The sequence below is a fragment of the Rheinheimera soli genome, assembly GCF_021290985.1.
Taxonomy (GTDB): Bacteria; Pseudomonadota; Gammaproteobacteria; order Enterobacterales; family Alteromonadaceae; genus Pararheinheimera; species Pararheinheimera soli.
This window is the reverse complement of sequence record NZ_JAJOYU010000013.1, coordinates 104,022-127,527: the sequence shown is the minus strand read 5'-3', so window position 1 is coordinate 127,527 and position 23,506 is coordinate 104,022. Positions and strand designations below refer to the sequence as shown.

The 23,506-nt window shown below is 45.5% G+C and carries 25 protein-coding genes and 1 tRNA gene; 8 read left to right on the top strand and 18 right to left on the bottom strand.

Annotation, left to right across the window (positions count from 1 at the left end; genetic code table 11):
• Positions 1-43: 43 nt before the first annotated feature.
• The 4 genes from LSG37_RS11130 to LSG37_RS11115 form a co-directional block, all read right to left on the bottom strand.
• Positions 44-604 carry an NAD(P)H nitroreductase gene (locus LSG37_RS11130; protein WP_233079943.1) on the bottom strand — a complete coding sequence of 187 codons (561 nt, stop codon included), beginning with the start codon at positions 602-604 and terminating at the stop codon, positions 44-46.
• Between the two features lie 141 nt (positions 605-745).
• Positions 746-2,149 (bottom strand): glycogen synthase, encoded by a 1,404-nt coding sequence (locus LSG37_RS11125; RefSeq protein WP_233079942.1) that lies wholly within the window; start codon positions 2,147-2,149, stop codon positions 746-748.
• Between the two features lie 55 nt (positions 2,150-2,204).
• The gene (gene glgC, locus LSG37_RS11120; protein ID WP_233079941.1) at positions 2,205-3,437 is read right to left on the bottom strand and encodes a glucose-1-phosphate adenylyltransferase; all 1,233 of its coding nucleotides are present in this window, start codon (positions 3,435-3,437) and stop codon (positions 2,205-2,207) included.
• Between the two features lie 393 nt (positions 3,438-3,830).
• Positions 3,831-5,849 (bottom strand): oxidoreductase, encoded by a 2,019-nt coding sequence (locus tag LSG37_RS11115; RefSeq protein ID WP_233079940.1) that lies wholly within the window; start codon positions 5,847-5,849, stop codon positions 3,831-3,833.
• Positions 5,850-6,087: 238 nt separating this feature from the next.
• Between LSG37_RS11115 and sppA the strand changes: the two genes are divergently transcribed.
• Positions 6,088-7,971: a signal peptide peptidase SppA gene (gene sppA / locus LSG37_RS11110; RefSeq protein ID WP_233079939.1), complete on the top strand. Its 1,884-nt coding sequence runs from the start codon at positions 6,088-6,090 to the stop codon at positions 7,969-7,971.
• 117 nt (positions 7,972-8,088) lie between these two features.
• On the opposite strand, the gene LSG37_RS11105 is transcribed toward sppA, so the two are convergent.
• Positions 8,089-8,179, bottom strand: a tRNA-Ser gene (locus tag LSG37_RS11105).
• 168 nt (positions 8,180-8,347) lie between these two features.
• On the opposite strand from LSG37_RS11105, the gene LSG37_RS11100 reads away from it, so the two are divergent.
• From LSG37_RS11100 to LSG37_RS11080, 5 genes are all read left to right on the top strand, one after another.
• Positions 8,348-9,016 (top strand): Bax inhibitor-1/YccA family protein, encoded by a 669-nt coding sequence (locus tag LSG37_RS11100; RefSeq protein WP_233079938.1) that lies wholly within the window; start codon positions 8,348-8,350, stop codon positions 9,014-9,016.
• A 122-nt stretch (positions 9,017-9,138) separates the two neighbouring features.
• The gene (gene tusD, locus LSG37_RS11095; RefSeq protein WP_233079937.1) at positions 9,139-9,504 is read left to right on the top strand and encodes a sulfurtransferase complex subunit TusD; all 366 of its coding nucleotides are present in this window, start codon (positions 9,139-9,141) and stop codon (positions 9,502-9,504) included.
• A complete protein-coding gene (tusC, locus tag LSG37_RS11090; RefSeq protein WP_233079936.1) occupies positions 9,501-9,854 on the top strand; it encodes a sulfurtransferase complex subunit TusC in 354 nt (117 codons plus the stop codon). Before tusD ends, tusC begins: the two co-directional genes overlap by 4 nt.
• 1 nt (position 9,855) lies before the next feature.
• Positions 9,856-10,107, top strand: coding sequence for a DsrH/TusB family sulfur relay protein (locus tag LSG37_RS11085; RefSeq protein ID WP_233079935.1), 252 nt, complete (start codon positions 9,856-9,858; stop codon positions 10,105-10,107).
• On the top strand, positions 10,107-10,442 hold the full coding sequence (locus tag LSG37_RS11080) for a TusE/DsrC/DsvC family sulfur relay protein (RefSeq protein ID WP_233079934.1): 336 nt from the start codon (positions 10,107-10,109) through the stop codon (positions 10,440-10,442). The genes LSG37_RS11085 and LSG37_RS11080 overlap by 1 nt, the downstream gene beginning before the upstream one ends.
• A 28-nt stretch (positions 10,443-10,470) precedes the next feature.
• On the opposite strand, the gene LSG37_RS11075 is transcribed toward LSG37_RS11080, so the two are convergent.
• The 7 genes from LSG37_RS11075 to lrp all read right to left on the bottom strand — a co-directional run bounded on the left by LSG37_RS11075 (position 10,471) and on the right by lrp (position 17,660).
• On the bottom strand, positions 10,471-10,668 hold the full coding sequence (locus tag LSG37_RS11075) for a hypothetical protein (protein WP_233079933.1): 198 nt from the start codon (positions 10,666-10,668) through the stop codon (positions 10,471-10,473).
• Between the two features lie 63 nt (positions 10,669-10,731).
• Positions 10,732-12,024 (bottom strand): serine--tRNA ligase, encoded by a 1,293-nt coding sequence (gene serS, locus LSG37_RS11070; RefSeq protein WP_233079932.1) that lies wholly within the window; start codon positions 12,022-12,024, stop codon positions 10,732-10,734.
• Positions 12,025-12,029: 5 nt separating this feature from the next.
• A complete protein-coding gene (crcB, locus tag LSG37_RS11065) occupies positions 12,030-12,404 on the bottom strand; it encodes a fluoride efflux transporter CrcB (protein ID WP_233079931.1) in 375 nt (124 codons plus the stop codon).
• Positions 12,404-13,729 carry a replication-associated recombination protein A gene (locus LSG37_RS11060; protein WP_233079930.1) on the bottom strand — a complete coding sequence of 442 codons (1,326 nt, stop codon included), beginning with the start codon at positions 13,727-13,729 and terminating at the stop codon, positions 12,404-12,406. The genes crcB and LSG37_RS11060 overlap by 1 nt, the downstream gene beginning before the upstream one ends.
• Positions 13,726-14,352 (bottom strand): outer membrane lipoprotein periplasmic chaperone LolA, encoded by a 627-nt coding sequence (lolA, locus tag LSG37_RS11055; RefSeq protein ID WP_233079929.1) that lies wholly within the window; start codon positions 14,350-14,352, stop codon positions 13,726-13,728. Before lolA ends, LSG37_RS11060 begins: the two co-directional genes overlap by 4 nt.
• Before the next feature lie 11 nt (positions 14,353-14,363).
• A complete protein-coding gene (locus tag LSG37_RS11050) occupies positions 14,364-17,012 on the bottom strand; it encodes a DNA translocase FtsK (protein ID WP_366515559.1) in 2,649 nt (882 codons plus the stop codon).
• 162 nt (positions 17,013-17,174) lie between these two features.
• Positions 17,175-17,660 (bottom strand): leucine-responsive transcriptional regulator Lrp, encoded by a 486-nt coding sequence (lrp, locus tag LSG37_RS11045; protein ID WP_046521198.1) that lies wholly within the window; start codon positions 17,658-17,660, stop codon positions 17,175-17,177.
• Between the two features lie 135 nt (positions 17,661-17,795).
• On the opposite strand from lrp, the gene ald reads away from it, so the two are divergent.
• The gene (gene ald / locus LSG37_RS11040) at positions 17,796-18,917 is read left to right on the top strand and encodes an alanine dehydrogenase (protein WP_233079927.1); all 1,122 of its coding nucleotides are present in this window, start codon (positions 17,796-17,798) and stop codon (positions 18,915-18,917) included.
• 99 nt (positions 18,918-19,016) lie between these two features.
• Positions 19,017-19,445: a DUF192 domain-containing protein gene (locus LSG37_RS11035; protein WP_233079926.1), complete on the top strand. Its 429-nt coding sequence runs from the start codon at positions 19,017-19,019 to the stop codon at positions 19,443-19,445.
• A gap of 105 nt (positions 19,446-19,550) precedes the next feature.
• Here the strand turns inward: LSG37_RS11035 and LSG37_RS11030 are convergent, their stop codons facing one another.
• From LSG37_RS11030 to pyrD, 6 genes are all read right to left on the bottom strand, one after another.
• On the bottom strand, positions 19,551-19,865 hold the full coding sequence (locus LSG37_RS11030) for a CcdB family protein (protein WP_233079925.1): 315 nt from the start codon (positions 19,863-19,865) through the stop codon (positions 19,551-19,553).
• Entirely contained in the window at positions 19,865-20,110 is a 246-nt protein-coding gene (locus LSG37_RS11025; protein WP_233007285.1) for a type II toxin-antitoxin system CcdA family antitoxin, read from the bottom strand. Before LSG37_RS11025 ends, LSG37_RS11030 begins: the two co-directional genes overlap by 1 nt.
• Positions 20,111-20,289: 179 nt before the next feature.
• A complete protein-coding gene (locus LSG37_RS11020; RefSeq protein WP_233079924.1) occupies positions 20,290-20,550 on the bottom strand; it encodes a DUF2960 domain-containing protein in 261 nt (86 codons plus the stop codon).
• Positions 20,528-21,706: a 1-acyl-sn-glycerol-3-phosphate acyltransferase gene (locus LSG37_RS11015; protein ID WP_233079923.1), complete on the bottom strand. Its 1,179-nt coding sequence runs from the start codon at positions 21,704-21,706 to the stop codon at positions 20,528-20,530. The genes LSG37_RS11020 and LSG37_RS11015 overlap by 23 nt, the downstream gene beginning before the upstream one ends.
• 98 nt (positions 21,707-21,804) lie before the next feature.
• Positions 21,805-22,323, bottom strand: a complete 519-nt coding sequence (locus tag LSG37_RS11010; RefSeq protein ID WP_233079922.1) for a cell division protein ZapC domain-containing protein — start codon at positions 22,321-22,323, stop codon at positions 21,805-21,807.
• A 109-nt stretch (positions 22,324-22,432) separates the two neighbouring features.
• Positions 22,433-23,446, bottom strand: coding sequence for a quinone-dependent dihydroorotate dehydrogenase (gene pyrD / locus LSG37_RS11005; protein ID WP_233079921.1), 1,014 nt, complete (start codon positions 23,444-23,446; stop codon positions 22,433-22,435).
• Between the last annotated feature and the right edge of the window lie 60 nt (positions 23,447-23,506).

Genomic DNA, 23,506 nt, shown 5'->3' with positions numbered 1-23,506 from the left:
CGCCTTTTTCTATTTCAACTTACGCTCTGTTCTGCCAAAGCTGTTAGTTGTAATCACTGAAAAACTCTTCAACTGCCAAAGGTGGCTTCGCCGCCATTTCCTGAGCACAGGTACCTAAATACAGGAAACCGACAATTTCATCGTCTTCACCCAACTCAAAGGCCTGCTTTACAAACTCATACTGGGTGTAAGCACCAGTGCGCCATATGCCACCAAAACCTAAAGCAAAAGCGGCCTGTTGCATCGCCATCACAGCGCAAGCGGCCGATTGGGTTTGTTCAGCCAAAGGTACTTTCGGATGATTGATACATTTGGCGATACAGACGATCACCATAGGAGCCCGTAAAGGCAACTGACGGGCTCGTTCTATTATCTCGTTAGCAACGGATGGATCTTCTTCCAGTGCTGCTTCTGCAAAAATATCGCCTAATTTCTCCAGTGATTTGCGGCCATTGACCACCACAAAACGCCATGGCCTTAAATGACCATGATCAGGTACCTGTAAGGCCGCTTGTTTAATAATAGCCAGAGCTTCGCCACTGGGCGCGGGTTCGGTTAAACGTGAAGAAGAATAGCGGGTCGTTAATAACGTAACAGCATCCATAATAAAACCCTTTGATTTAGCTCATATAAAGCCACAAACTTCGCTTAAGGCTACCAAACTTTATTTTGTCCATACAACAGCTTTTACACATTACCTTGTCGTTTGCTCAAGGTCTGGCCGAAATCACTGAGTTGCCTCCAATCAGGCCTGAAGCTGTTGATACAACATCTGATACTGCAATGCTGATTCTGCCCAACCAAAACGCTGTTGCATACCCCTTTGCTGCACTTCTTTGTACCATGCAGGTTGTTGATACAACTGTAAAGCTCTGTTTAACGCTTCCAGTAACGCCTGTGCTGTAGGTTCAACAAAACCTATGCCCGTTGGCTCACTGTCGGCTAAATCCCGTACCGTGTCTTTTAAGCCGCCCGTTAAACGCACCACAGGCACGGAGCCATAACGTAAGCTGTAAATTTGATTTAAGCCACAAGGCTCAAATAAAGACGGCATCAGGAAAAAATCGCCTGCGGCTTCCAATTGATGAGATAAAGCTTCATTAAAGCCTTCGACAAAGACAAAACGTCCCGGGAATTTGTCGTTCAACGCCTGCAAACGGCCAATATAAGCCTGATCACCAGTGCCCATCATCAGCACTTGGGCGTCGGCTTTAGCCAACCATTGCTCTAATGCAGGTAATAAATAGGCAAAACCTTTTTGTTCTGTCACCCGACTTACCAGCACAAAAAGTGGTGCTGTATTTTGTTCAAGACCGTAACGCTGTTTCAGTTCAGTTTTGCAGGCCAGTTTGCCTTTGAGTTTAGTGTGACTGTAGTGAGCCGTCAGGTACAGATCGGTCGCCGGGTCCCACTGCTCATAATCACAGCCATTGAGAATACCGGAGAAATCCGAGCCCCGGGCCTGATATAAGGCGGCTAAACCGTTTGCAGCTGGTTCAGTCAATAACTCTGTGGCGTAGCCCTTGCTCACGGTATTTACTTTGTCTGCGTAGGCCAAACCCAAAGCCAGCATACTCGAACCTGCCATCGCAGTAGACGGATAGACTTCAGTCTGAGCCCGTTCCGCGGCAGACAGTCCTTGCTGGTATGCGCCATTGTGAATGGTGAACAGCATTTTAGTACCAGGCAAAGCCTGCTGATAAAACTGCTTTAAATAATAAGCCGCTATGCCAGTTTGCCAGTCGTGACCATGAATTAGATCAGGTACCCAGCCTGTATCTACACAAAACTGCAAAGCGGCTTTGCAGAAAAATGCAAAACGTAATGCATTATCAGGATAACCATGTTGCCCATCATCATAAGGCCGCGGACGACCAAAATAATCATGATGTTCAATCAGGGCCAATGGCACTTCTGAATTTAACACTGTACGCACTGCACAGCCCTGGGCTTGTCCACCCAAAGCAAAATAAACGGACTGCCAGTTTTCTTCTACAGGCACAGAGTACAGGCTGCCATAACGAGGCAGCAACACTCTGACTTCATGCCCTAGCTTTTGCATCTCTGTAGCTAAACCCCGGCTGGCATCTGCCAGACCACCGGTTTTGATTACACCTTCAAATTCACTGCATAAAAACAACACGCGCATTGATCATTTCCCACTAAAGGCCGCTGTTTGATCTGCGGCCTTTGCGACCCCAGTATCAGTCAAATCCTACCATTGCCCCTTTTGGGATCACCACAACACCATCAGCCGACACATGGAAACGCTGACGATCCAGCACCGGATCTTCACCAATAATGGTATTAGGTGCTATTTTCACATCTTTGTCGATAATAGCACGACGTATACGACAACCCCGTCCTATATCGTTATTACCCATCAATACACTTTTTTCAATGTAAGCATGGCTATGCACTACAGTGTTATATCCCAATATAGACTGATAGACGATAGCACCACTGACGATACAACCAGAGGCGACCATAGAGCTTATCGCCTGCCCTGTTCTGTTGGCTTCATCGTGCACAAACTTGGCAGGTGGCATCGGCGGTGTATAACTGCGTAGCGGCCAGTATTTATTGTATAAATCCAGGGGCGGCTGCACTGAAATTAAGTCCATATTGGCTTCATAGTAAGAATCGAGTGTACCCACATCACGCCAGTAGCCTTTGGAGTCAGCTTGCTCACCACGGATCATGTTCGTCGAAAAATCATACACATAAACATTACCAGCCGGATACATCTTCGGAATAATGTTATGGCCGAAATCGTGCTTTGAATCAATTTGCGCAGCGTCTTCGTTTAGTACTTCAACTAAGGTCTTCGCATCAAAAATATAGTTGCCCATAGAAGCCAGCACATAATCAGGCCGCCCCGGAATAGTTTTAGGATTCGATTTAGGTTTTTCTTCAAAACCTATCATTTTTCCTGTGCTGTCGACTTCAATCACGCCAAACTCATGCGCCTGAGACACAGGCACAGGAATAGCGGCGACCGTTAGTAACGCATTATTCTGACGATGGAAATTCAGCATTTGCCGCACATCCATTTTGTAGATATGGTCACCACCGAATACACAAACCTCTTCCGGGTCAATGCCATGGATCAGATGAATATTCTGATACACCGCATCTGCTGTGCCCAGATACCAGTGTTTGCCTGTTTGCATCTGCGCAGGAATAGGGTCAATAAATCTGTTGGTTAAGCCGGTCACCCGCCAGGCGCGGCTTAAATGTTTCATCAATGAATGAGATTTAAACTGAGTGATCACAAAAATCTGTAACAAATCTGAATTCACAAAGTTATTCAGCACAAAATCGATAATCCTGTAATTGCCACCAAAGGGCACAGCCGGTTTGGCTCTGACTCCAGTCAAAGGTGCCAGTCTGGTCCCTTCGCCCCCCGCTAAAATCATGGTAAGTACACCAGACATATAAGTCTCCCTGTTGATAAACCTGACAATTTAACTGTTATTTTTTATTCTGTTTTTTTCAAAGCAAAGCTGATACCACAAGAGGCAGCAGCCTGAAAAATTATTGTTTTCCAGATGAATCAATGCCTCTGAGGACATTAAATTTAGGAACAACAGATGACATACGTATGACAAATTTCCATTTTGGTGCAGCATTATCGCGCTGCACCAGGATTGAACACGCATTTTATGCATACGAATGCATTCCCGCTCTGAGTAATAGCGGGAATTAGGTAGGCTTAGCAAGTGAAAGTTAGAAAAATATATTTCAGGTGCAGGATCAGAACTGAGTAAAACCTTGATAAACAGGCTTCCACCCGACGTTGCTCAGGTGGAAGTTTTAACCACTCTGTATTACAAACGGGCTGCCAGTTCAGCACCTTGACGGATAGCACGCTTTGCATCAAGTTCTGCAGCAACGTCCGCACCACCTATCAGATGCACGTGTTGGCCTGCGTCCAGCAGTTGCTGGTGCAAACTACGTTCAGGCTCCTGACCAGCGCAGATAATCACGTTATCGACCGCCAAACAACGTTCCTGACCGTCAATAGTGATCCAAAGACCTGCATCATCTACTTTGGTGTAGCTGACACCGGACATCATCTCTACACCTTTTTTCTTTAACGAGCTGCGATGGATCCAGCCTGTGGTTTTGCCAAGACCAGCTCCTACTTTGCTGGTTTTGCGTTGCAATAAAAATACTTTACGAGCTGAAGGTTCTGACGGCGCGTCAGCCAACAAAGCCCCACGGCTTTGATAGTCTTTATCTATGCCCCAGTCTTTTAACCAGGCGTCGGGTTGCAGAGTTAATGAATGTGGCTCTGTTAAATATTCAGACACGTCAAAACCAATACCACCGGCTCCTATCACAGCCACATTCTGACCCACAGGCTTATGATGTTTCAGTACATCCAAATAACTTAATACTTTAGGATGATCAAAACCCGGAATATCTAACTGACGGGCTTTGATACCGCTGGATAACACCACATGGTCATAACCACCAGCGGACAAGCTCTGTGCCGTTTGCTCAGAATTCAGCTGCACATTCACCTTGTTTACTTTCAGCATCTCGCCAAAATAACGCAGCGTCTGATAAAACTCTTCTTTACCCGGTATTTGTTTGGCGTAATTAAACTGCCCACCAATTTCACTGCCACGGTCAAACAAAGTCACTTCATGACCACGGGACGACGCATAAACACTAAAGGCTAAACCTGCTGGTCCTGCCCCTACTACAGCAATTTTTTTCTTCGCCGTTGCAGTTTCAAAATTCAGTTCGGTCTCGTAACACGCCCTTGGGTTGACTAAACAGCTGGCGCGCTTTTTCTGAAATACATGATCAAGGCAGGCCTGATTACAGGCAATACAGGTATTAATTAAGTGCGCCTGATTGGCGGCTGCTTTATTGACAAAATCAGCATCGGCCAAAAATGGTCTTGCCATACAAACCATATCAGCCTGACCTGATTCGAGAATAGTTTCAGCCACCTGTGGGTCGTTAATTCGGTTGGTTGCAATCACAGGAATGCTGGCATGTTTGCGAACTTGCTCTGTCACCCAGCTAAAAGCAGCACGAGGAACCATAGTGCCAATGGTCGGCACACGGGCTTCATGCCAGCCAATACCTGTGTTAAGCATAGTGGCACCCGCTGCTGCGGCAGAAGCTGCCAATGCAATGACTTCTTCAAAGCTATTGCCATCTTCAACTAAATCCAGCATCGACAAGCGATAAATAATAATAAAATCTTTACCACAGGCTTCACGTACGGCTTTTAAGATTTCCAGCACAAAACGACAACGGTTTTCAAAACTGCCGCCCCATTGGTCTGTGCGCTGATTAGTCCGACTACATAAAAACTGATTCAGTAAGTACCCTTCTGAACCCATAATTTCAACACCGTCATAGCCTGCTTTTTTCGCCAGTTTGGCGGAGTGAGCAAAGTCAGCGATAGTGCTGCGAATTTGGCTGTCAGACAAAGCTTTAGGTTTAAAAGGTGTAATAGGTGATTGCACTGCGCTTGGTGCCACACTAAAAGGATGATATCCATAACGGCCTGCGTGCAACAGTTGAATACAAATTTTGCCGCCATGCTGATGCACAGCTTCAGTAACTTTTTTATGTTTACCAGCTTGCCACCACCAGGTCAGCTGACTACCAAAAGGCACCAGATTGCCGCGAAAATTCGGACTGATGCCTCCAGTGATAATTAAACCTACTCCACCTTTAGCCCGTTCTGCATAAAAAGCAGCCAGCTTGTCAAAACCGTTCTTCTCTTCTTCCAGGCCTGTATGCATAGAGCCCATAATGACGCGGTTTTTTAACTGAGTGAAGCCCAAATCCAGTGGGGCCAATAAATGCGGATATGCCACAATAATCTCTCTGGTCGTACCTGTTGAATAGCAAGAATGTAGCCGTTTTGCTGATTTATCGCAAGAGATACACAAAGTAATTGATGATGCAGCGAGGCCATAGGAGTGCAGTGAACGACACTGCAACTTAAGGCAAGAAGGATAAATAAACATTTACTTACAAATTCGACCCTGAGCTTTAGCCTTAAATTCGTTAGCATAGCTCTCTACTATTTTGCCGAAACTATAGGTACATCATATGTCTGAGAAAAAACCTGGGATCTTAAGACGCTTTTTTGGTGGCATTTGGCGCGCTATCAGTCTGGTTCGCCACATCACTTTTAATCTTATTTTTGCCATTTTGTTTATCCTTATACTGGTATCCATTTTCAGCAGTGACGATAAAGTGAAGATCCCTGACAGCGCCGCTTTAATTCTGAACTTGTCTGGAGATCTGGTCGAAGAAAAACGTTATGTCGATCCTTTGGACCAGGTATTAAATGAGAGTATGGGTTCACAGGACGAAGAGCCTGAAATTTTAGTGACGGATCTGGTGAAAACCATTCAGGCCGCTAAAAAAGATGAACGTATTAAAGCCATAGTGCTGGACCTGTCTTCTTTTGGCAGAGGCTCTATGGATAAATTATCTATGGTAGGTTCTGCATTACAGGACTTTAAAGCCTCAGGTAAAAAAATAATGGCAACAGGCGATTATTACAGCCAAAACCAGTATTTTCTCGCCTCATATGCTGACAGCATTAACTTAAACCCTATGGGTACTGTGTTGCTGGAAGGTTTTGGCAGCTACCCTATGTATTACAAATCTGCATTAGAAAAATTAAAAATCACCACTCACGTATTTAAAGTTGGTACTTATAAATCTGCAGTAGAGCCTTTTACCCGCGATACCATGTCAGATGAAGCCAAAGAAGCCAACAAAGCCTGGTTGGACGAATTATGGGCCAGCTATAAACAACAAGTGTCTGAACGTCGTGGCTTCGCAGTCGATAACTTCGATGAAACTATCGTTGGTTTGTATCAGAAGTTACAGGCAGTGAATGGCGATATGACGCAATACGCACTGGATGCAAAGTTGGTCGACAGCATCAAAAGCCGTGAAGAATTTCGTCAGGACCTGATTGCTTTAGTGGGTGAAAACGAAAAACACAGCTTTAATCAGGTTCAGTTTAAAGACTATCAGGATGTAGTATTGCCGCCAGTTCACTACGATAACCCACTGACTGAAAAAGTCGCTGTGGTTGTAGCCCGTGGCACCATTATCGATGGTTCTGCCAAAGCTGGCACTATAGGTGGTGACACTACAGCTGCTTTATTACGTCGTGCCCGTTTTGATGAAAAAGTAAAAGCTGTAGTACTGCGTATCGACAGCGGTGGCGGTAGTGCTTTTGCTTCTGAAATCATAGGTCAGGAAATCAAACTGTTAAAAGCTGCAGGTAAGCCTGTTATTGCCTCTATGGGTGCAGTAGCTGCTTCAGGTGGTTATTGGATAGCGGCTCCAGCCAATGAGATCTGGGCCTCTCCTACTACTATTACGGGTTCCATTGGCATCTTCGGTTTATTCCATACGCTGGAAAACGCCATGCCAGTCTTGGGTTTGAACATTGACGGCGTAGGCACTTCAGAGCTGGCTGGTTTAAGTTCAGGTTTACCGTTGTTTAAAGGTTTAACACCAGATATGTCAGGTATTTTCCAACTGATGATCAACAAAGGCTATGACGACTTCATCGGCATGGTGTCTGAAAACCGCGGCATGAGCAAAGAAGCTGTGGATAAAGTAGCTCAGGGCCGGGTCTGGACTGGTACCAAAGCACTGGAGTTTGGTTTAGTGGATAAACTGGGCACCTTCGATGACGCTATTGCTGCTGCAGCTGAAAAAGCGGGTTTAACGCAATACGACATTAAAGTGATGGAACAGGAATTAACCCCTACCGAGCAGTTGCTGCGTGATATGTTCGCCTCAAGCACAGTACAAGCGCTGTTACCTGATGCGAAAGAGTCAGCGTTTAGCCCGCTGTTGAAAAACATCGTGACGCAAATTAATCAGGACTTTAAAGTGCTGGAACAGTTTAACGATCCAAAAGGTATCTACTCAGTCTGTATGAGTTGTACTGCGGTGAATTAACAGCTGTGTATTCGAACTAAGCCGCCTTGTGCGGCTTTTTTTATTGCTTGTAAAAAAGCAGATCCACTAAAACGTAAAACCCGTATCAACTTTCGCTGATACGGGTTCCTGGAATAATGGCGGAGGGGGAGAGATTCGAACTCTCGGAAGGCTATTAACCTTCGCCGGTTTTCAAGACCGGTGCATTAAACCGCTCTGCCACCCCTCCGGCGCCGCGTATGATAATCAGATCAGTTGCGAAAGAAAAGCATTTTTTTATACTTTGATAAAACAAGGTAAACGATTGAATTGTTTTACAAAGATAACTGCTGGCACTTTGGGAACTTCCCAAGTAATATAAAGTCAGAAAAGTAACTATTGAATGGAGAGAACAGCAATGTCCTACAACCAAAACACGCAAGCTGGCCACATTGGCCATAGCGTAGAAGTCAACAAAGTACTACGTAATACCTACTTCCTGCTGGCCATGACTTTAGCATTCAGCGCTGTCACTGCCGGTATTTCCATGGCGATGAACTTCGGTTTTGGCCTGGGTCTGGTATTTACCCTGGTGGCTTTTGGTTTAATTTTTGTCGTACAGAAAAAAGCAGACAGCGCCAGTGGCATTTTCTGGGTATTTGCTTTAACGGGCTGTTTAGGCGCTTCTATTGGCCCTTTGCTGAACCGTTTCGCAGCAACAGCAAACGGTCCTGAGCTGATTATGCAAGCTTTAGGCTTAACCGCAGTCGTATTCTTCTCTTTGTCTGCTTACGCTTTAAGCTCACGTAAAGATTTTAACTTTATGGGCAGCTTCTTGTTCGTAGGTTTGATCGTGGTGATAGTCGCTGGCTTAGCCAATATGTTCTTCCAGATCCCTGCCCTGCATCTGGCGATTAACGCAGCTGTAGTGATGATTATGTCTGGTTTAATTCTGTTTGATACCAGTCGTATCGTCAACGGCGGCGAAACTAACTATATTCGCGCTACAGTGGGTTTATACCTGAACATCTTTAACCTGTTCACTTCGTTACTGCAGTTACTGGGTATCATGGGCAGCGATGATTAATTAAGGCTTGAGATAAGCTGATGTTGCAGTAAAATGCCCCGCCAAATGCGGGGCTTTTTTATAGGCTATATATCCTTCGGTAAAGGGTTATTTAGAATAATGATGATGCGAAAGGTAAACACATGACCAGTTTTGCCGTTCTGATTGAAGGCCCGGTATTACAAGGCCAAAGTTTTGTCAGCGCCTTACGTTTTATGCAGCAGGCTGTTGTGGCAGGCCATAGTGTAGATTCGGTGTTTTTATATCGGGATGCGGTTTATGCAGCCTCGGCTTTGATTGATTTGCCTTCAGATGAACCCAAGCTTTCGGTCAAGCTTCAGCAGTTTTGCCTCCAGCATCAAATCCCCTTGCTGTTTTGTATCACAGCAGCTGAAAAACGCGGTGTCTGCTCTAATGAGGTAAAGCCAGCACATGGCTATACAGCTGCTGGTTTAGCCGAGTTTGCGATGCGTTTAGCGAATACAGATAGACTGGTGCAATTTTCATGAAGATAGCTGTGTTAGTCACGAAGTTGCCTTTTCAGGGCATAGAAGCCAGGGAAAGCCTTGATTTAATCTTCGCCCTGGCAGCGGTAGACCATCAGGTCAGCGTTATATTTAGCGATGACGCTGTATATCAGTTGCTAAAAGCTGATGACAGCGCAGATGTAATGGTCAAAGACTTCAGACGCAGTTTTAAATTGTTCGAGCTGTATGATATCGAGCAGCTGTATATCTGCGCGGAATCGTTACGGCAACGCAAATTGGAAGCCTATGAGCTTATGCTGGACCTTCAGCCACTGGAAAGTAACGAGCTTAGCCAATTGCTTTTAACGCAGCAGCATGTGATTAAGGCTTGATATGAGACTATTTGATTTAAGTATCAACAAACTGCCGGATCTATTAAGTCTTGTCAGTGCGCAAGACATCGTTTTGTTAAGACAGGAAGCTGTATATTTGATGCAACACTCAGAGCTAAACCACCTACCTTGTCCTGTGTATTGTCTGATCACTGATGCAGCAGTACGCGGCTTGGTTATCTCCGAACCTTTTACCGCACTGAATGATAGCCAGTGGCTTGAATTAGTGCTGCAAGCGGAACAACAACTCTGATGACTGAACTGATTTTAAATAACCAAAACTATCCACTGGATAAACACGGTTACCTGGCTGACTTAACCTTATGGACGCCACAACTGGCAGAGGAATTCGCCCGTTTAGAGCAAATCCAGATGACAGAAGCCCACTGGGAAGTGGTGAATTTTGTCCGTGCTTTTTATCAGGAGTATCAAACCTCTCCTGCCATACGTCTACTGGTGAAAAGCATGGGAGAAAAACTGGGTGCAGATAAAGGCAACAGTAAATATTTATTTCTGTTGTTTCCAGAAGGTCCGGCTAAACAAGCCACCCGTATTGCCGGTTTGCCAAAACCGGCAAAGTGTCTCTGAACCAAAAGGCTTAAAAAACAAAGGGCTGTTAATTCAGCCCTTTGTACATTCCCATCCCGGCGTCAAAACTGGTAATTACCACTACTGCAATCACACCAATCAATATCAGCCAATAAGCCCAGCGCAACATGGTCTTTACCGGATTCGGCCTGGTTTTACGCACAACCACATGACGGGGGATCGGAATCTTTTTTGAATTTTGTTGTTGTTCTTTGATTAATGACATCAGCTTTACCCAGTACAAAGGAGCAGAAAAGCTGCTCCTTACAAAAAGAACACAGAGTTCAGATTAACAGCGGATCTCCGTTTTACCACCCATATAAGGCTGTAACACTGCTGGGATCTGAATAGAACCATCAGCTTGCTGGTAATTCTCCAGAATAGCAACTAGCGTGCGACCCACAGCCAAACCAGAGCCATTTAAGGTGTGCAACAGTTCTGGCTTTTTGCCTTCACCCGGACGGAAACGAGCTTGCATACGACGAGCCTGGAAATCGCCCATGCTTGAGCAAGAAGAAATTTCACGGTAGGTATTTTGTGCCGGTAGCCAGACTTCCAAATCGTAGGTTTTGGTTGAACCAAAACCCATATCACCAGTACAAAGCAACATGGTGCGGTATGGCAAACCTAACAGCTGCAATACTTTCTCAGCATGACCTGTTAATTCTTCCAGCGCAGCAAAAGACTGATCCGGATGCACTAACTGCACTAATTCAACTTTATCAAACTGATGCTGACGGATTAAACCACGGGTATCACGACCATAAGAGCCTGCTTCGCTACGAAAACACGGTGTATGAGCAGTGTATTTTTGTGGCAGTTCAGTCAGTTCAAAAATGCAATCACGAGCTAAGTTGGTCACAGGTACTTCAGCCGTTGGGATCAACGACATACCCACACCTTCTTCTGTGGCTGGTTTGGTATGGAATAAATCTGCACCAAATTTTGGCAACTGACCAGTGCCATACAAAGAAGCAGCGTTCACCAGATAAGGCACATACAGCTCAGTGTAACCATGCTGCTCAGTGTGTAAGTCCAGCATAAACTGGCTTAAAGCACGGTGCAGACGGGCAATTTGGCCACGCATCACCACAAAACGTGAACCGGCAATTTTTACCGCATTTTCAAAATCCAGGCCTTTGTCGAGCGCTTCGCCTAAAGCCACGTGATCTTTAGGTTCAAATTCAAAAGCACGGGCTTCACCCCACTGCCGCACTATCACATTGCCGGTTTCATCTTTACCTGTTGGTACAGACTCATGCGGCAAGTTTGGAATAGCGCTGACAATAGCGTCCCACTGCGCTAATACGGCATCCAGCTTTTGCTTGGCATCTTCGAGCTGTGCACCTAAACCATCCACTTCAGCCAGCAACGGGCTGATGTCTTCACCACGAGCTTTGGCCTGACCTATGGCTTTGGATTTGGTATTACGTGAATTCTGTAAATCCTGAGTCGCCATTTGTAACTCGCGGCGCTGTTCTTCCAGATTTTGTAAAGTGGCGACATCCAGCACAAAACCACGGTCTGCCAAACGTTGGGCAGTTTGAGCTAATTCGGCTCTTAAAAATTTTGCATCTAACATAGTGATTACTTCATTGAGCCCAGCTTTAAACCCAGCCAGGCGAGTGTTAAACAAATCAGCACGTTCAGCACAACATTCAGGCCGGCTTTCACCAAATCGCCTTGTTGCAGCAGTAAAACAGTGTCGAGTGAAAAAGTCGAAAAGGTAGTAAAGGCACCTAAAAAACCTACGCCGATCAAGGTTTTCCACGGATCAACCGTCAGATGTTCGGCTAAAAACAGGCCATAAAGCAGACCTAATACAAAAGACCCGAGAATATTAACCAGCAAAGTGGCAAAAGGGAATGATTTACCAAAAAGATGCAGGATAAATTCGCCTAATCCAAAACGACAACAGGCACCTAAAGCGCCACCAATAGCCACAGCCAGATATGCATGCATCAGTCTTGTCCTTTTGCCTGTTGGTCCAGCATGGCTAAATAAGTCATTTTGTCCTGCAGTTGTTTTTCTAAGCCACGATCAGAAGGCTGATAAAACTTCATGCCTGCCATCTCTGCTGGCAAATACACTTCACCTGCCGCATAAGCACCTGGCTCGTTATGCGCGTATCGATACGCCTTGCCAAAACCTTGTTGTTTAGCCAAAGCCGTCGGGGCATTACGCAAATGATCCGGTACTTCAAAAGACGGATGTTGCTGCACATACTGCCGCATCTGGTTAAAAGCGCTATAGACCGCATTGGATTTTGGCGCGAGCGCCATATAGACAGCAGCCTGAGCTATAGCCCGCTCACCTTCGGCTGGTCCTACGCGGGCAAAAGTATCCCAGGCATCCAAACCAATGGTTAAAGCGCGAGGATCAGCATTGCCTATATCTTCACTGGCGATAGCTAGTAATCGTCGAGCCACATACAAAGGATCGCCACCGCCTTCTAAAATACGGCAATACCAATACAAAGCAGCATCGGGGTTGGAGCCACGCACCGATTTATGAAAAGCAGAAATTAAGTCGTAAAAAATATCGCCCTGCTGATCAAAACCCGGTAATTGCCTTGGTACTAACTGCCGAAATAAGTCAGCCGTTAGTTCAGTCACTGCAGCGCCCTGCTGCGCGGTTTCAACGGCTTGCTCAAACAGGTTTAATAAACGTCTGGCATCACCATCTGCTAATTGCAGTAATAAGGATTGAGCTTCAGCGTTTATCAGAACCTGCTGACCATGTTGCTGGTAATGCACCACAGCACGTTCTGTAACTAAGGTCAGATCCTCTGCCGTCAGCTTTTTTAAAATACAGACACGGGCGCGGGATAACATAGCGTTATTCAGTGCAAACGCAGGGTTTTCTGTGGTGGCGCCAATAAAAATAATGGTGCCATCTTCAATATGGGGTAAAAACGCATCTTGCTGGGCTTTGTTAAAGCGGTGCACTTCATCGACAAATAACAAGGTGCGCTGATTTTGCACTAAACGTTGCTTAGCCGCCTGAATTTCTTCACGTATTTCTTTAACGCCAGCAGTAACAGCAGATAAACGCGCAATGGCGGCTTTGGCATAAATGGCTATCAGCTCTGCCAAAGTGGTTTTGCCTGTGCCTGGAGGGCCCCATAAAATCAAAGAGGAGATGCGCCCTGCTTCTATTGCCTTACGCAGCGGAGTGCCAGGCCCCAGCACTTGCTGCTGCCCAACATAATCCGATAACTTTGTTGGCCTCAGCAGTGCTGCCAGAGGCCTGATATCGTCATGGAATTCAAAGCCGAGGTTGTTCACTTGACGCGTTGATCATCCACTTCAGCTGTGGCAGGAATGGCAAACTGAAACAGCTCTGATGCCAGCGGCGTATTGTATTGCACCAGATTAAATTCAAAAGTGCTGTTCTGGCCATTGCTGTCCACGACCACCATTTGCGACAAGGCTAAGCCAGAGAATTTCAGGCTGAGTTTTTTCACTGCATTGCTTGGATCTTTCGGCGTGATATCAAACTGCTCGTCAGCTCCTGTGACATTGTACTGGGCCCACAACTTAGGATCATGTGAGGTCAGCAGCACAAAAGGGGTTTTCTGCACTTGTTCTTTGGCATCATAAATACTGACCTGATCTAACACTTCAGCATAAAACCACAGCGTTTTGCCATCACCAATAAACAAATTTGGCTCTGGTGTCTGAGTTTCAAAACGAAACAAAGATGGCTGCTTCAACGACAACAGGCCTTCGCCCTGCTGGATCAGCTTATTGCTGGCATCGACGACGGTTTGATCAAAACTGGCCTGAAAGCTGGTTAAACGCGCTAACTTGTTTTGTAAAGCATCAGCTTGATCCGCCACTGCCATAAAAGCAGGCAACATCAGAGACAACACCAGGGCAACAGCTTTATTTGCTACAGTTTTTTTCATATACACCTTAGTTAAAATACTTTAGGAGGAGGAGGCGCTAGTACTTCACGGTTACCGTTGTGGCCTGCACCACTGACAATACCGCTCATTTCCATTTGTTCCACTAAACGGGCGGCGCGATTATAGCCAATACGGAAGCGTCTTTGTACACCTGAAACCGAAGCTTTACGGCTTTCGGTGACAAAAGCCACAGCCTGATCAAACAATGGATCCGACTCGGCATCATCGCCTTCCATACTTTCGCCCGGTAACAAACTATCTTCCGATGGTTCACCATTTAAAATTTCTGAAATGTAATTCGGTTTGCCACGGCGTTTCCAGTCCGATACCACAGCATGTACTTCATGGTCATCGACAAAAGCACCATGCACACGGGTGGGCACACCAGAACCTGGCGGCAGATACAACATATCGCCCTGACCTAATAAGCTCTCGGCGCCCTGCTGATCCAAAATGGTTCTGGAGTCAATTTTTGATGACACCTGAAACGCCATACGGGTTGGGATATTGGCTTTAATCAAACCTGTAATGACATCCACTGACGGACGCTGAGTCGCTAAAATCAGGTGAATACCGGCAGCACGGGCTTTTTGCGCTATACGGGCAATCAGCTCTTCTACCTTTTTACCGACAATCATCATCATGTCAGCGAATTCGTCGATGACCACTACTATAGAAGGCAACTTCTCAAGCTCAGGCGGCATCGTCATCATATTGTCGCTTGGCTTCCAAATTGGGTCACGAATTGGCGTACCAGCTGCTATAGCATCCTGAATTTTCTGGTTGTAGCCTTTTAAATTACGCACACCAAGGGCCGACATCAGCTTATAACGACGTTCCATCTCACCAACACACCAGCGCAAGCCATTGGCCGCTTCTTTCATATCTGTGACTACTTCGGTCAGCAAATGTGGAATGCCCTCATACACTGACAATTCCAGCATCTTGGGGTCAATCATTAAAAAGCGCACATCTTCAGGCGTAGATTTATAGAGTAAACTACAAATCATCACGTTAACGCCGACCGATTTACCGGAACCCGTGGTACCAGCCACCAGCAAGTGCGGCATACGGCCTAAATCGGCCACTACGGATTTACCGGCGATGTCTTTGCCCAGCACCATAGTTAAAGGCGATTTTGACTGAATAAAGATATCGTCGCCTATCACTTCAGATAAACGCACTATTTCACGGAACTGGTTCGGCAGCTCTAAACCTATATAGGATTTACCAGGTATCACTTCCACAACCCGCACGCTGATAGCAGATAAAGAACGGGCTAAGTCTTTGGACAAACCAGTAATTTTACTAACCTTGACACCTGGTGCTAAATCTAGCTCAAAACGAGTGACTACAGGGCCAGGCAATACAGCTACGACTTTGGCATCGACACCAAAATCCAGCAGCTTAGTTTCAACTAAACGGGATACCCGCTCTAAATCTGCTGGATCTATAGGATTCGTGGCTTTGTCTGGTCTGTCTAATAAGGCTAAAGAAGGCAAATCATCAGGGCTGAAGTGAGCAACATCGGGCGTATCGTCTTCTTCGTCTTCTTCAATAATCACAGGCTCTACGATAGCCTGACGTTCAACTTCGGCAAAACTTTGTTCCAGATGCTGCAATTGCTCAGGGTAATAGGCATCGTCCACAGCAGAAAAACTTAAATCGTCGTCAGCCAGTGTATCGACACTAACAAAAGCCACAGCTTCAGTTTTCTCATCCAAAGGTGCAAAAGGCAGAGGCTCTACGCGATCTGGCGCAGGGAAATAAGCCCGGCTAGGCTGAGTTTGCACTTCTTCAATTGCAGGTAAAGGGATTTGTTCTTCTTCAGGTGCAACAAAGGCTGACTCTGTGGCTTCGTTGCGCACAGGGCTTAATCTGATAATTTCTGGCGCTACAGCAGGTTCTGTGTCAGTAAGTTTGGACATGTTAGTGTCCATTTCTGGTTCACGACGCTGTTGCGGTACTGTCGATTCGGTTTGAAAAGATAAAGGCGATGCCGCTTTAGCCGCAGAACGCTGCGCCAGATAATGACCTAAACGGGTTGGCGCCTGATACAAAGCCACCAGCAAACGTATCGTTAAAGCGCCCAGCTCATCTGCCACTGTGACCCAGGAAATACCTGTCGCCAGAGTTAAACCTGTCGATAAACCACAAAGCAGTAACAGTATGGTGCCAATAAAATTAAAGTTTGGCATCAGCATAGAAGTGACGACATCACCCACTACACCGCCGGATGAAAAATAGAAAATATCATTAAAGTTAATGCTGCTGATGGCGCTGGCACAAAGAATCGTTAACACCAAACCTATCAGGCGCAACCCGAGGATCAGAAAGTCCATCTCCATCAGTGCTTTAGCGCGGCGGGTTAACAAATAACCAGCAAAGGCTACCAGTGGCGGTACTAAATAAGCTATCCAGCCAAAAGTAAATAACAAGATATCAGCAATCCAGGCACCTTTAGGCCCTGCGTAATTATGCACGGCGGTTTGATAACCTGCCTGAGACCAGCTTGGGTCGGCCGGATCGAATGACATCAAAGCCAATAACATAAAGGCAGCTAAACCAAAGCTCAGTATTAAACCTACTTCAGATAAACGCTGCATTCCGTTTAAAGAAAACAATAATTTGGCTCGCAACCTTCTGGCTTCACTCAACACAACAAGTCCCATTTATTCTAAGAATTCTACCTACTTAAGATACCAGAGAGACAACTCTGATGCACCCCTTTATAACCAGCAACTCAGGCTATATAAGCTATTGAGCCTGAATGAAAGCTGTACAAAACCTACCATCCTTCCAGCACAACCACATCATGACTATCAATTCACCGCAACAAAAGTAGTTTGTTTCACCTCTTCCATCACTACATAAGTACGGCTTTCACGCACACTGGGCAAACGTAATAAAGTTTCCCCTAACAACTCCCTATAAGCCGCCATATTGGCGACCCGGGTTTTTAATAAAAAGTCGAAACTGCCGGAGACTAAATGGCATTCCTGTATCTCATGCAGCTTCTGTACAGCTTTACTGAATTCGTCAAAGTCCTCAGGCGAGGTTTTACTTAGGGTGATTTCAACAAAAACCAGTAACGCGGAACCTACTTTATTCGGGTCAACCTGCGCTGTATAGCCCAGTATATAGCCCTCAGCTTCTAATTTACGTACCCGCTCCAAACAAGGCGTAGCACTCAACCCTACCCTTTTCGCCAATTCAACATTGGCAATACGACCATCATGCTGTAATTCGGTCAGAATTTTACGGTCAATGCGATCTAATTTTTTAACACTTTTACTGGTTTCGTACATAGCAGATAAAAATTTCACTTTTGAATTTATAACAGGATTTATAACTGCACTTAAGTCAAAAAACAACAGGTAAAACTACAAATCAGTAACTATACTAGGCGAAAATTTTACTCAACCCTACACAGGCGGAATATCATGATTATTGGCGTACCTAAAGAGATTAAAAACCACGAATACCGCGTCGGTATGACCCCTGCCAGCGTGCGTGAGCTGACTGCTCTTGGCCACACTGTTTTTGTTGAACACAATGCAGGTAGCGGCATTGGTTTTGGTGACGACGCTTATCAGGCTGCTGGTGCCACAGTATTAACTACTGCTGCTGAAGTTTTTGCTAAAGCAGACATGATTGTTAAAGTGAAAGAGCCTCAGGCAGTGGAGCGCGCTATGCTGCGTGAAGGCCAAATCCTGTTCACTTACCTGCACTTAGCACCGGATCTGCCACAAACTGAAGACCTGATCAAATCAAAAGCTATTTGTATCGCGTACGAAACAGTCACAGACAACCGTGGTGGCTTGCCTTTATTAGCTCCTATGTCTGAAGTGGCTGGCCGTATGTCTATTCAGGCCGGTGCCCGTGCGTTAGAGAAATCCTGTGCCGGTCGCGGTATGTTATTAGGCGGCGTACCTGGTGTTGAGCCTGCCAAAGTCGTGATTATCGGTGGTGGTATGGTCGGTACCAACGCAGCTCAGATGGCTGTAGGTATGGGTGCTGACGTGGTCGTACTGGACCGCAGCGTGGACGTATTACGTCGTATCGATGCTCAGTTCAACGGCGCAGTGAAAACAGTGTACTCCACTGTAGATGCACTGGAAAAACATGTGTTATCTGCTGACTTAGTCATAGGTGGTGTGTTAATTCCAGGTGCTGCAGCTCCTAAGCTGGTGACTGCGGATCATATCAAACGTATGAAGCCAGGTTCGGCCATTGTTGACGTTGCTATCGACCAGGGCGGTTGTGTAGAGACTTCTAAGGCCACTACTCACGCTGATCCAACTTACATTGTTGATGACGTAGTGCATTACTGTGTGGCCAACATGCCAGGTGCAGTGCCACTGACTTCTACTTTTGCACTGAACAACGCTACTCTGCCGTTTATCATCCGTTTAGCCAACAAAGGCTACAAACAGGCACTGCTGGACGATGCACACCTGTTAAACGGCTTAAACGTGATCAACGGTCATGTGGTGAACAAACACGTAGCAGACGCATTAAACCTGCCATTTGTTGAACCCAAGCAAGTGTTAGCTGCTGTCTAATTTATACAGTACCCTTGATCAGGGCGGCCTTAGGGTCGCCCTTTTTTTTTACTGCAAATTCCGTTAGTCTTTCGGCTTCATTCTCAAAGGTTTCTTATCATGAACTATCTGTTATCTGCGCTTTTTGCTTTAAGTTTTTCTGTCGCCGCTGTTGAGGACATCCAATTTGAAAAAGAATGGATCAAAGTAGGTCATCTTGAATTAGAAGTAGAATTGGCCTTAACCACAGAGCAACGCGCCCGTGGCTTGATGTATCGCGACAAAGTAGAAAACGGTATGTTATTTATTTACGAAGAAGAACGCATTTTGTCATTCTGGATGCGCAATACCAAAGTGCCTTTGGATATCGCCTATATCAAAGCAGACTGGACTATAGAACCGATACAGTATCTATATCCCTATGATGAAAAAGGCAAAAAATCCCAAGGCCCTGCCATAGGCGCTTTGGAAATGCCACAAGGCTGGTTTAAAGCCCAAGGGTTAGCAGCTGGCACTAAGATTATCCGCTGCGGTAAGAAATGTGATTAATCGGATTCAGTTACAGCTGTAGGTTGCAATCGCAGCAAAGCGGCATGCGACACGGGTCTCATCGATATACCCAACTTCAGCTTGCAATTGCAGTTGAGCGACTAATTAAATACCCGTAATCGCAAGATCCAAAGCCGCTACTATCTGCTCTCTGAAATGAGCTAAAGTACCGACGGGATTTTTCAGGTGTTTAACTGGTATCGACGCAATCTGTGGCGTGAGCAACAGCAACTGCTCTCCCTCGAAACTGATCAGCGGTGTCAGCCCCTTCATCGCCCCACCAAAAGCTGAACTCCTACCTAAAGGAATAACGATACGAGTAACAAGGTCAGTAAGCACAGCACTTTGAATATCAACCAGATAGGGATAATGGGTTTTGCTATGACTACTGGGATTAGCATACACATCAAACTGAGCCATTAAAAGCTCCTGAATTCATCACCAAAACAACCATGTTGTTCAACAAATTCGTTATAGCTTTTAATGGCTGCACTATTTTCTTCAACCCATTGAGCCGCTTCGTATTTCGCCAATTCTTCTTTCAGAGCACGCTCTAAAGTGGCGGAGAGATTGATATTTAATGCCCGTGTTTTAAGCAGCAGATCGCTGTTTACAGAAAGATTCGCGGCTTTTTTTGGTGCTGTTACGTCATAAAGATCGGCCATACAAGCTTCCACACTAGTATCTGTGCTATAAAAATAGCATATGCGCATTAATATGCGCAGGAAAAAAATTAGTAGAGATACAGAGAAAGGTCAGATTGGCCACAGATAACGAGACATAAATAGCTAACGAAGATGCCTTAATGGCGTAACTGATCATTACGCCCTGCAGATAACAAGGCTCAGAGATTAAAAGGCTCCTGATCATCCCTTAATAACAGAATTTCGCTAAAACCCATTTTGACAAAGGCGTTTTTACGATAGTCCTTCAGCGCGCCTGTGCCTTTGGCGGTCATTGCCACTTGCTGCTCCATTTTACGAAAGGCGGTTAAGTCTATGCCTTCGGCCGCGGCTACAGCCTCAAAGCTATCGGCGTATTTGTCGTAGCTGAATGGAATTTTTTTCCATTCACCTTTGAATTTATAACTGATATGTCGCGCCATCTTCCAGCTCCTTAGGTTGTGTCGCCAGCTGTTCTTGCTGTTGTAAGGTTTGCTGTTGTTTTAGTGCCGGTGCAGCATACATTTGCTGTACATAAGGCCTTAACTCTTCAGGCAAAGAAGCCATTTTGGTTTGATACCACAGACTGTCTTCACCTGGATCCAGCTCCACATCCATTTTTGCTGCTAAATAATTCACCGGATATAACCTATAACCGGCCCAAATTTGACGGTCAATCTCCGCAGCTAAAGCAGCAGGATCCTGAAAAACAGCCTGAATGGCCTCGCCAAAATGCACATGCACCCGGCCTTTTTGACCTACTATGCCCTGCACTATGCTTTGGATATCTTCCATTTCAGATTTTTTATAATCGCCCGTGCTGGCCAGTTGATAAAGCTCGTTGGCTTTGGCCTGATCCAAAGGGTCAAATTCATAAGATAAACACACAGGCACAATATTTAACGACTGCATATAAGTCGCAAAATCCATACCGCGTTTTTTACCTTCGATATTAAACATTTTTAAAATGGCTTCGTCGGTTTGATCCAAACCATCTTTAGCCCGGCCTTCTTTTTGCGCTATCCAGATGGAGTGGCCGGTCTCAAGAGAATCTTTGATATAAGCCGACAAATGACTCAGGGCTTTAAGCATTTCGCGTGGTGCTTTAATAGAGCGCTTTACGATAAAACTTTTATTCAGCTTCATCAGCTCGGTCGCGCATGGCATTTTCAGCAAGTTATCGCCAATAGCAATGCGTACTGTGTCCATGCCCTTTTGATGCAAGCACCAGTTCAGCAACGCCGGATCCATAGCGATATCTCTATGGTTCGAGATAAATAAATAAGATTTTTTTGGATCCAAATGTTCAAGACCGCTGACGCTTACACCGGCCGAGCTTTTCTGCAGGCTTTGTTGTAAAAAGTCAGCCACCATATGCTGCACGTCAGAAACAGTGCGCAAACCTTTTGCTTTGCGTGCCAGTAACAAGCGCAACACAGGCGTAAACAAATAACGGATAGTTTTAGGCCAGCTGGCCAGGCGGTAATTTAAAATCGCATGCAAAAAATCGGCGTCGTCCAATAAACGACTAATCGCTTGTGGTACTTCATGGTCAAAATAAGAGCGAATATCCTTGAAAGGATCCGTTTGATTTGGCACAGCTTTTAAACCCCAGGTTGAAAATGTTCCCTATTCTACCTGTTGCCAGACGGATCACCAGAGCAATCTGGACTGATCACTTGACGGTTGTTTACTAATTAGGCAGTTAACGCATAAAGCGGGGCAAATTGCAGCGGCATCAGGCGGTTTTGTTGCACCCGAACCAGTTGGCCAGCAACTAACTGCTTGCCATTTAATAGCTCCATAGGCTCGAGTAGCAGACAATCCACCATAGGGTCAGCTTTAGCCACCAGCAACACTTTAGCGCGGCTTAAACCTTCAAGTTTGGCGATACTCATTAAATCAGTACGGCTTTCTATGCTGGAGAAGTTGAACAGGTGACTTTTTTGTACCGGAGCCTTCACAAAACTTAAGGCAGCAACAGCTTGGGCCGAAACTGTCAGTAGCTCACTGTCAGGCAATAAGCCTTCCAAAGCTTCAGCAAAATCCATTAATAGCTGGGCTTGATCCATACATAAGCTTTGCTGTTCTGGTTTAAAAGTTAGCTCTTTGGCGCTAAAGGCCGTTTGAATACGGTGACTAGCCGACAACTGCAACACCAAACGGTCTTGCTCATCGCAATACTGCCAGCACCAGTCAGGGCATAAAGACAACATACTCAATCCTTGTGAATTCAAGATGTTGCCTTTCTACACCTGTTTTTAAGCCCTGTTAAAGATTATTTTGGACTAATAATCAGGGATCCAAAATTGATCGGCATAAGCCTTATTTAAGGCTCTCGACGATCTCTTTGATCAAACTTGGGCCTTTATAAATAAAGTTGGAATAGACCTGAACCAGGTTGGCACCAGCGTCCATTTTTTCCTGTGCTGCTTTGGCTGAATCTATGCCACCCACCCCAATAATTGGCATCTGTGGGCCTAAGGCTGCGCGAAACTGACGGATAATTTCTGTGCTCTTTTGCTGCACGGGTAAGCCACTTAAACCGCCCATTTCATTGCCATATTTCAGATGTTGTACTGAGCTTTTATCCAAAGTCGTGTTAGTAGCAATCACACCATCCATTTTGCTGCGAAGCAAAGTCTCAGCCACTTGCTGCACTGCGACTTCATCCATATCAGGTGCTATTTTTACAAAAACAGGCACGTATTTATCTTGTTGCGCTTGCAGATCCAACTGCTCATTTTTCACCGCCTGCAGCAAATCAAATAACGCATCACCAAATTGCAGATCCCGTAAACCCGGCGTATTTGGTGAAGAAATATTGACGGTAATGTAGCTGGCGTGAGCATAGACTTTGCGCATACATGCGATGTAGTCGTCTTTGCCCTGCTCGTTCGGTGTATCTTTGTTTTTACCGATATTAATACCAAGCACACCTTTGTAGGTCGACTTCTTTACGTTTTCAACCAGGTAATCCACACCTTTGTTATTAAAACCCATGCGGTTAATAATGGCGTTGGCTTCAGGTAAACGGAATAAACGTGGTTTGTCATTCCCGACCTGAGGGCGAGGAGTCACTGTGCCTACTTCAATAAAACCAAAACCCATCTGACCAAAAGCGTCGATGCAATCGGCGTTTTTATCCAAACCTGCGGCTAAACCCACAGGGTTATCAAAATGTATACCAGCGACTGTCACAGGTTTTTTCGGTAAATCCTGACGCCACAGCATGGATGCCGGGGTATTTTTTAAATGCTTTAAGCTGCCAAGGGCCAAGTGATGTGAAAACTCAGCATCTGTACAAAACATTAAAGAACGCGCCAGTGAATAGAACATAACAACCTGCTTTTGTCAGTAAAGGGGAAAGGTAAAATCTTAGTATGCTTTAAAAAGCAC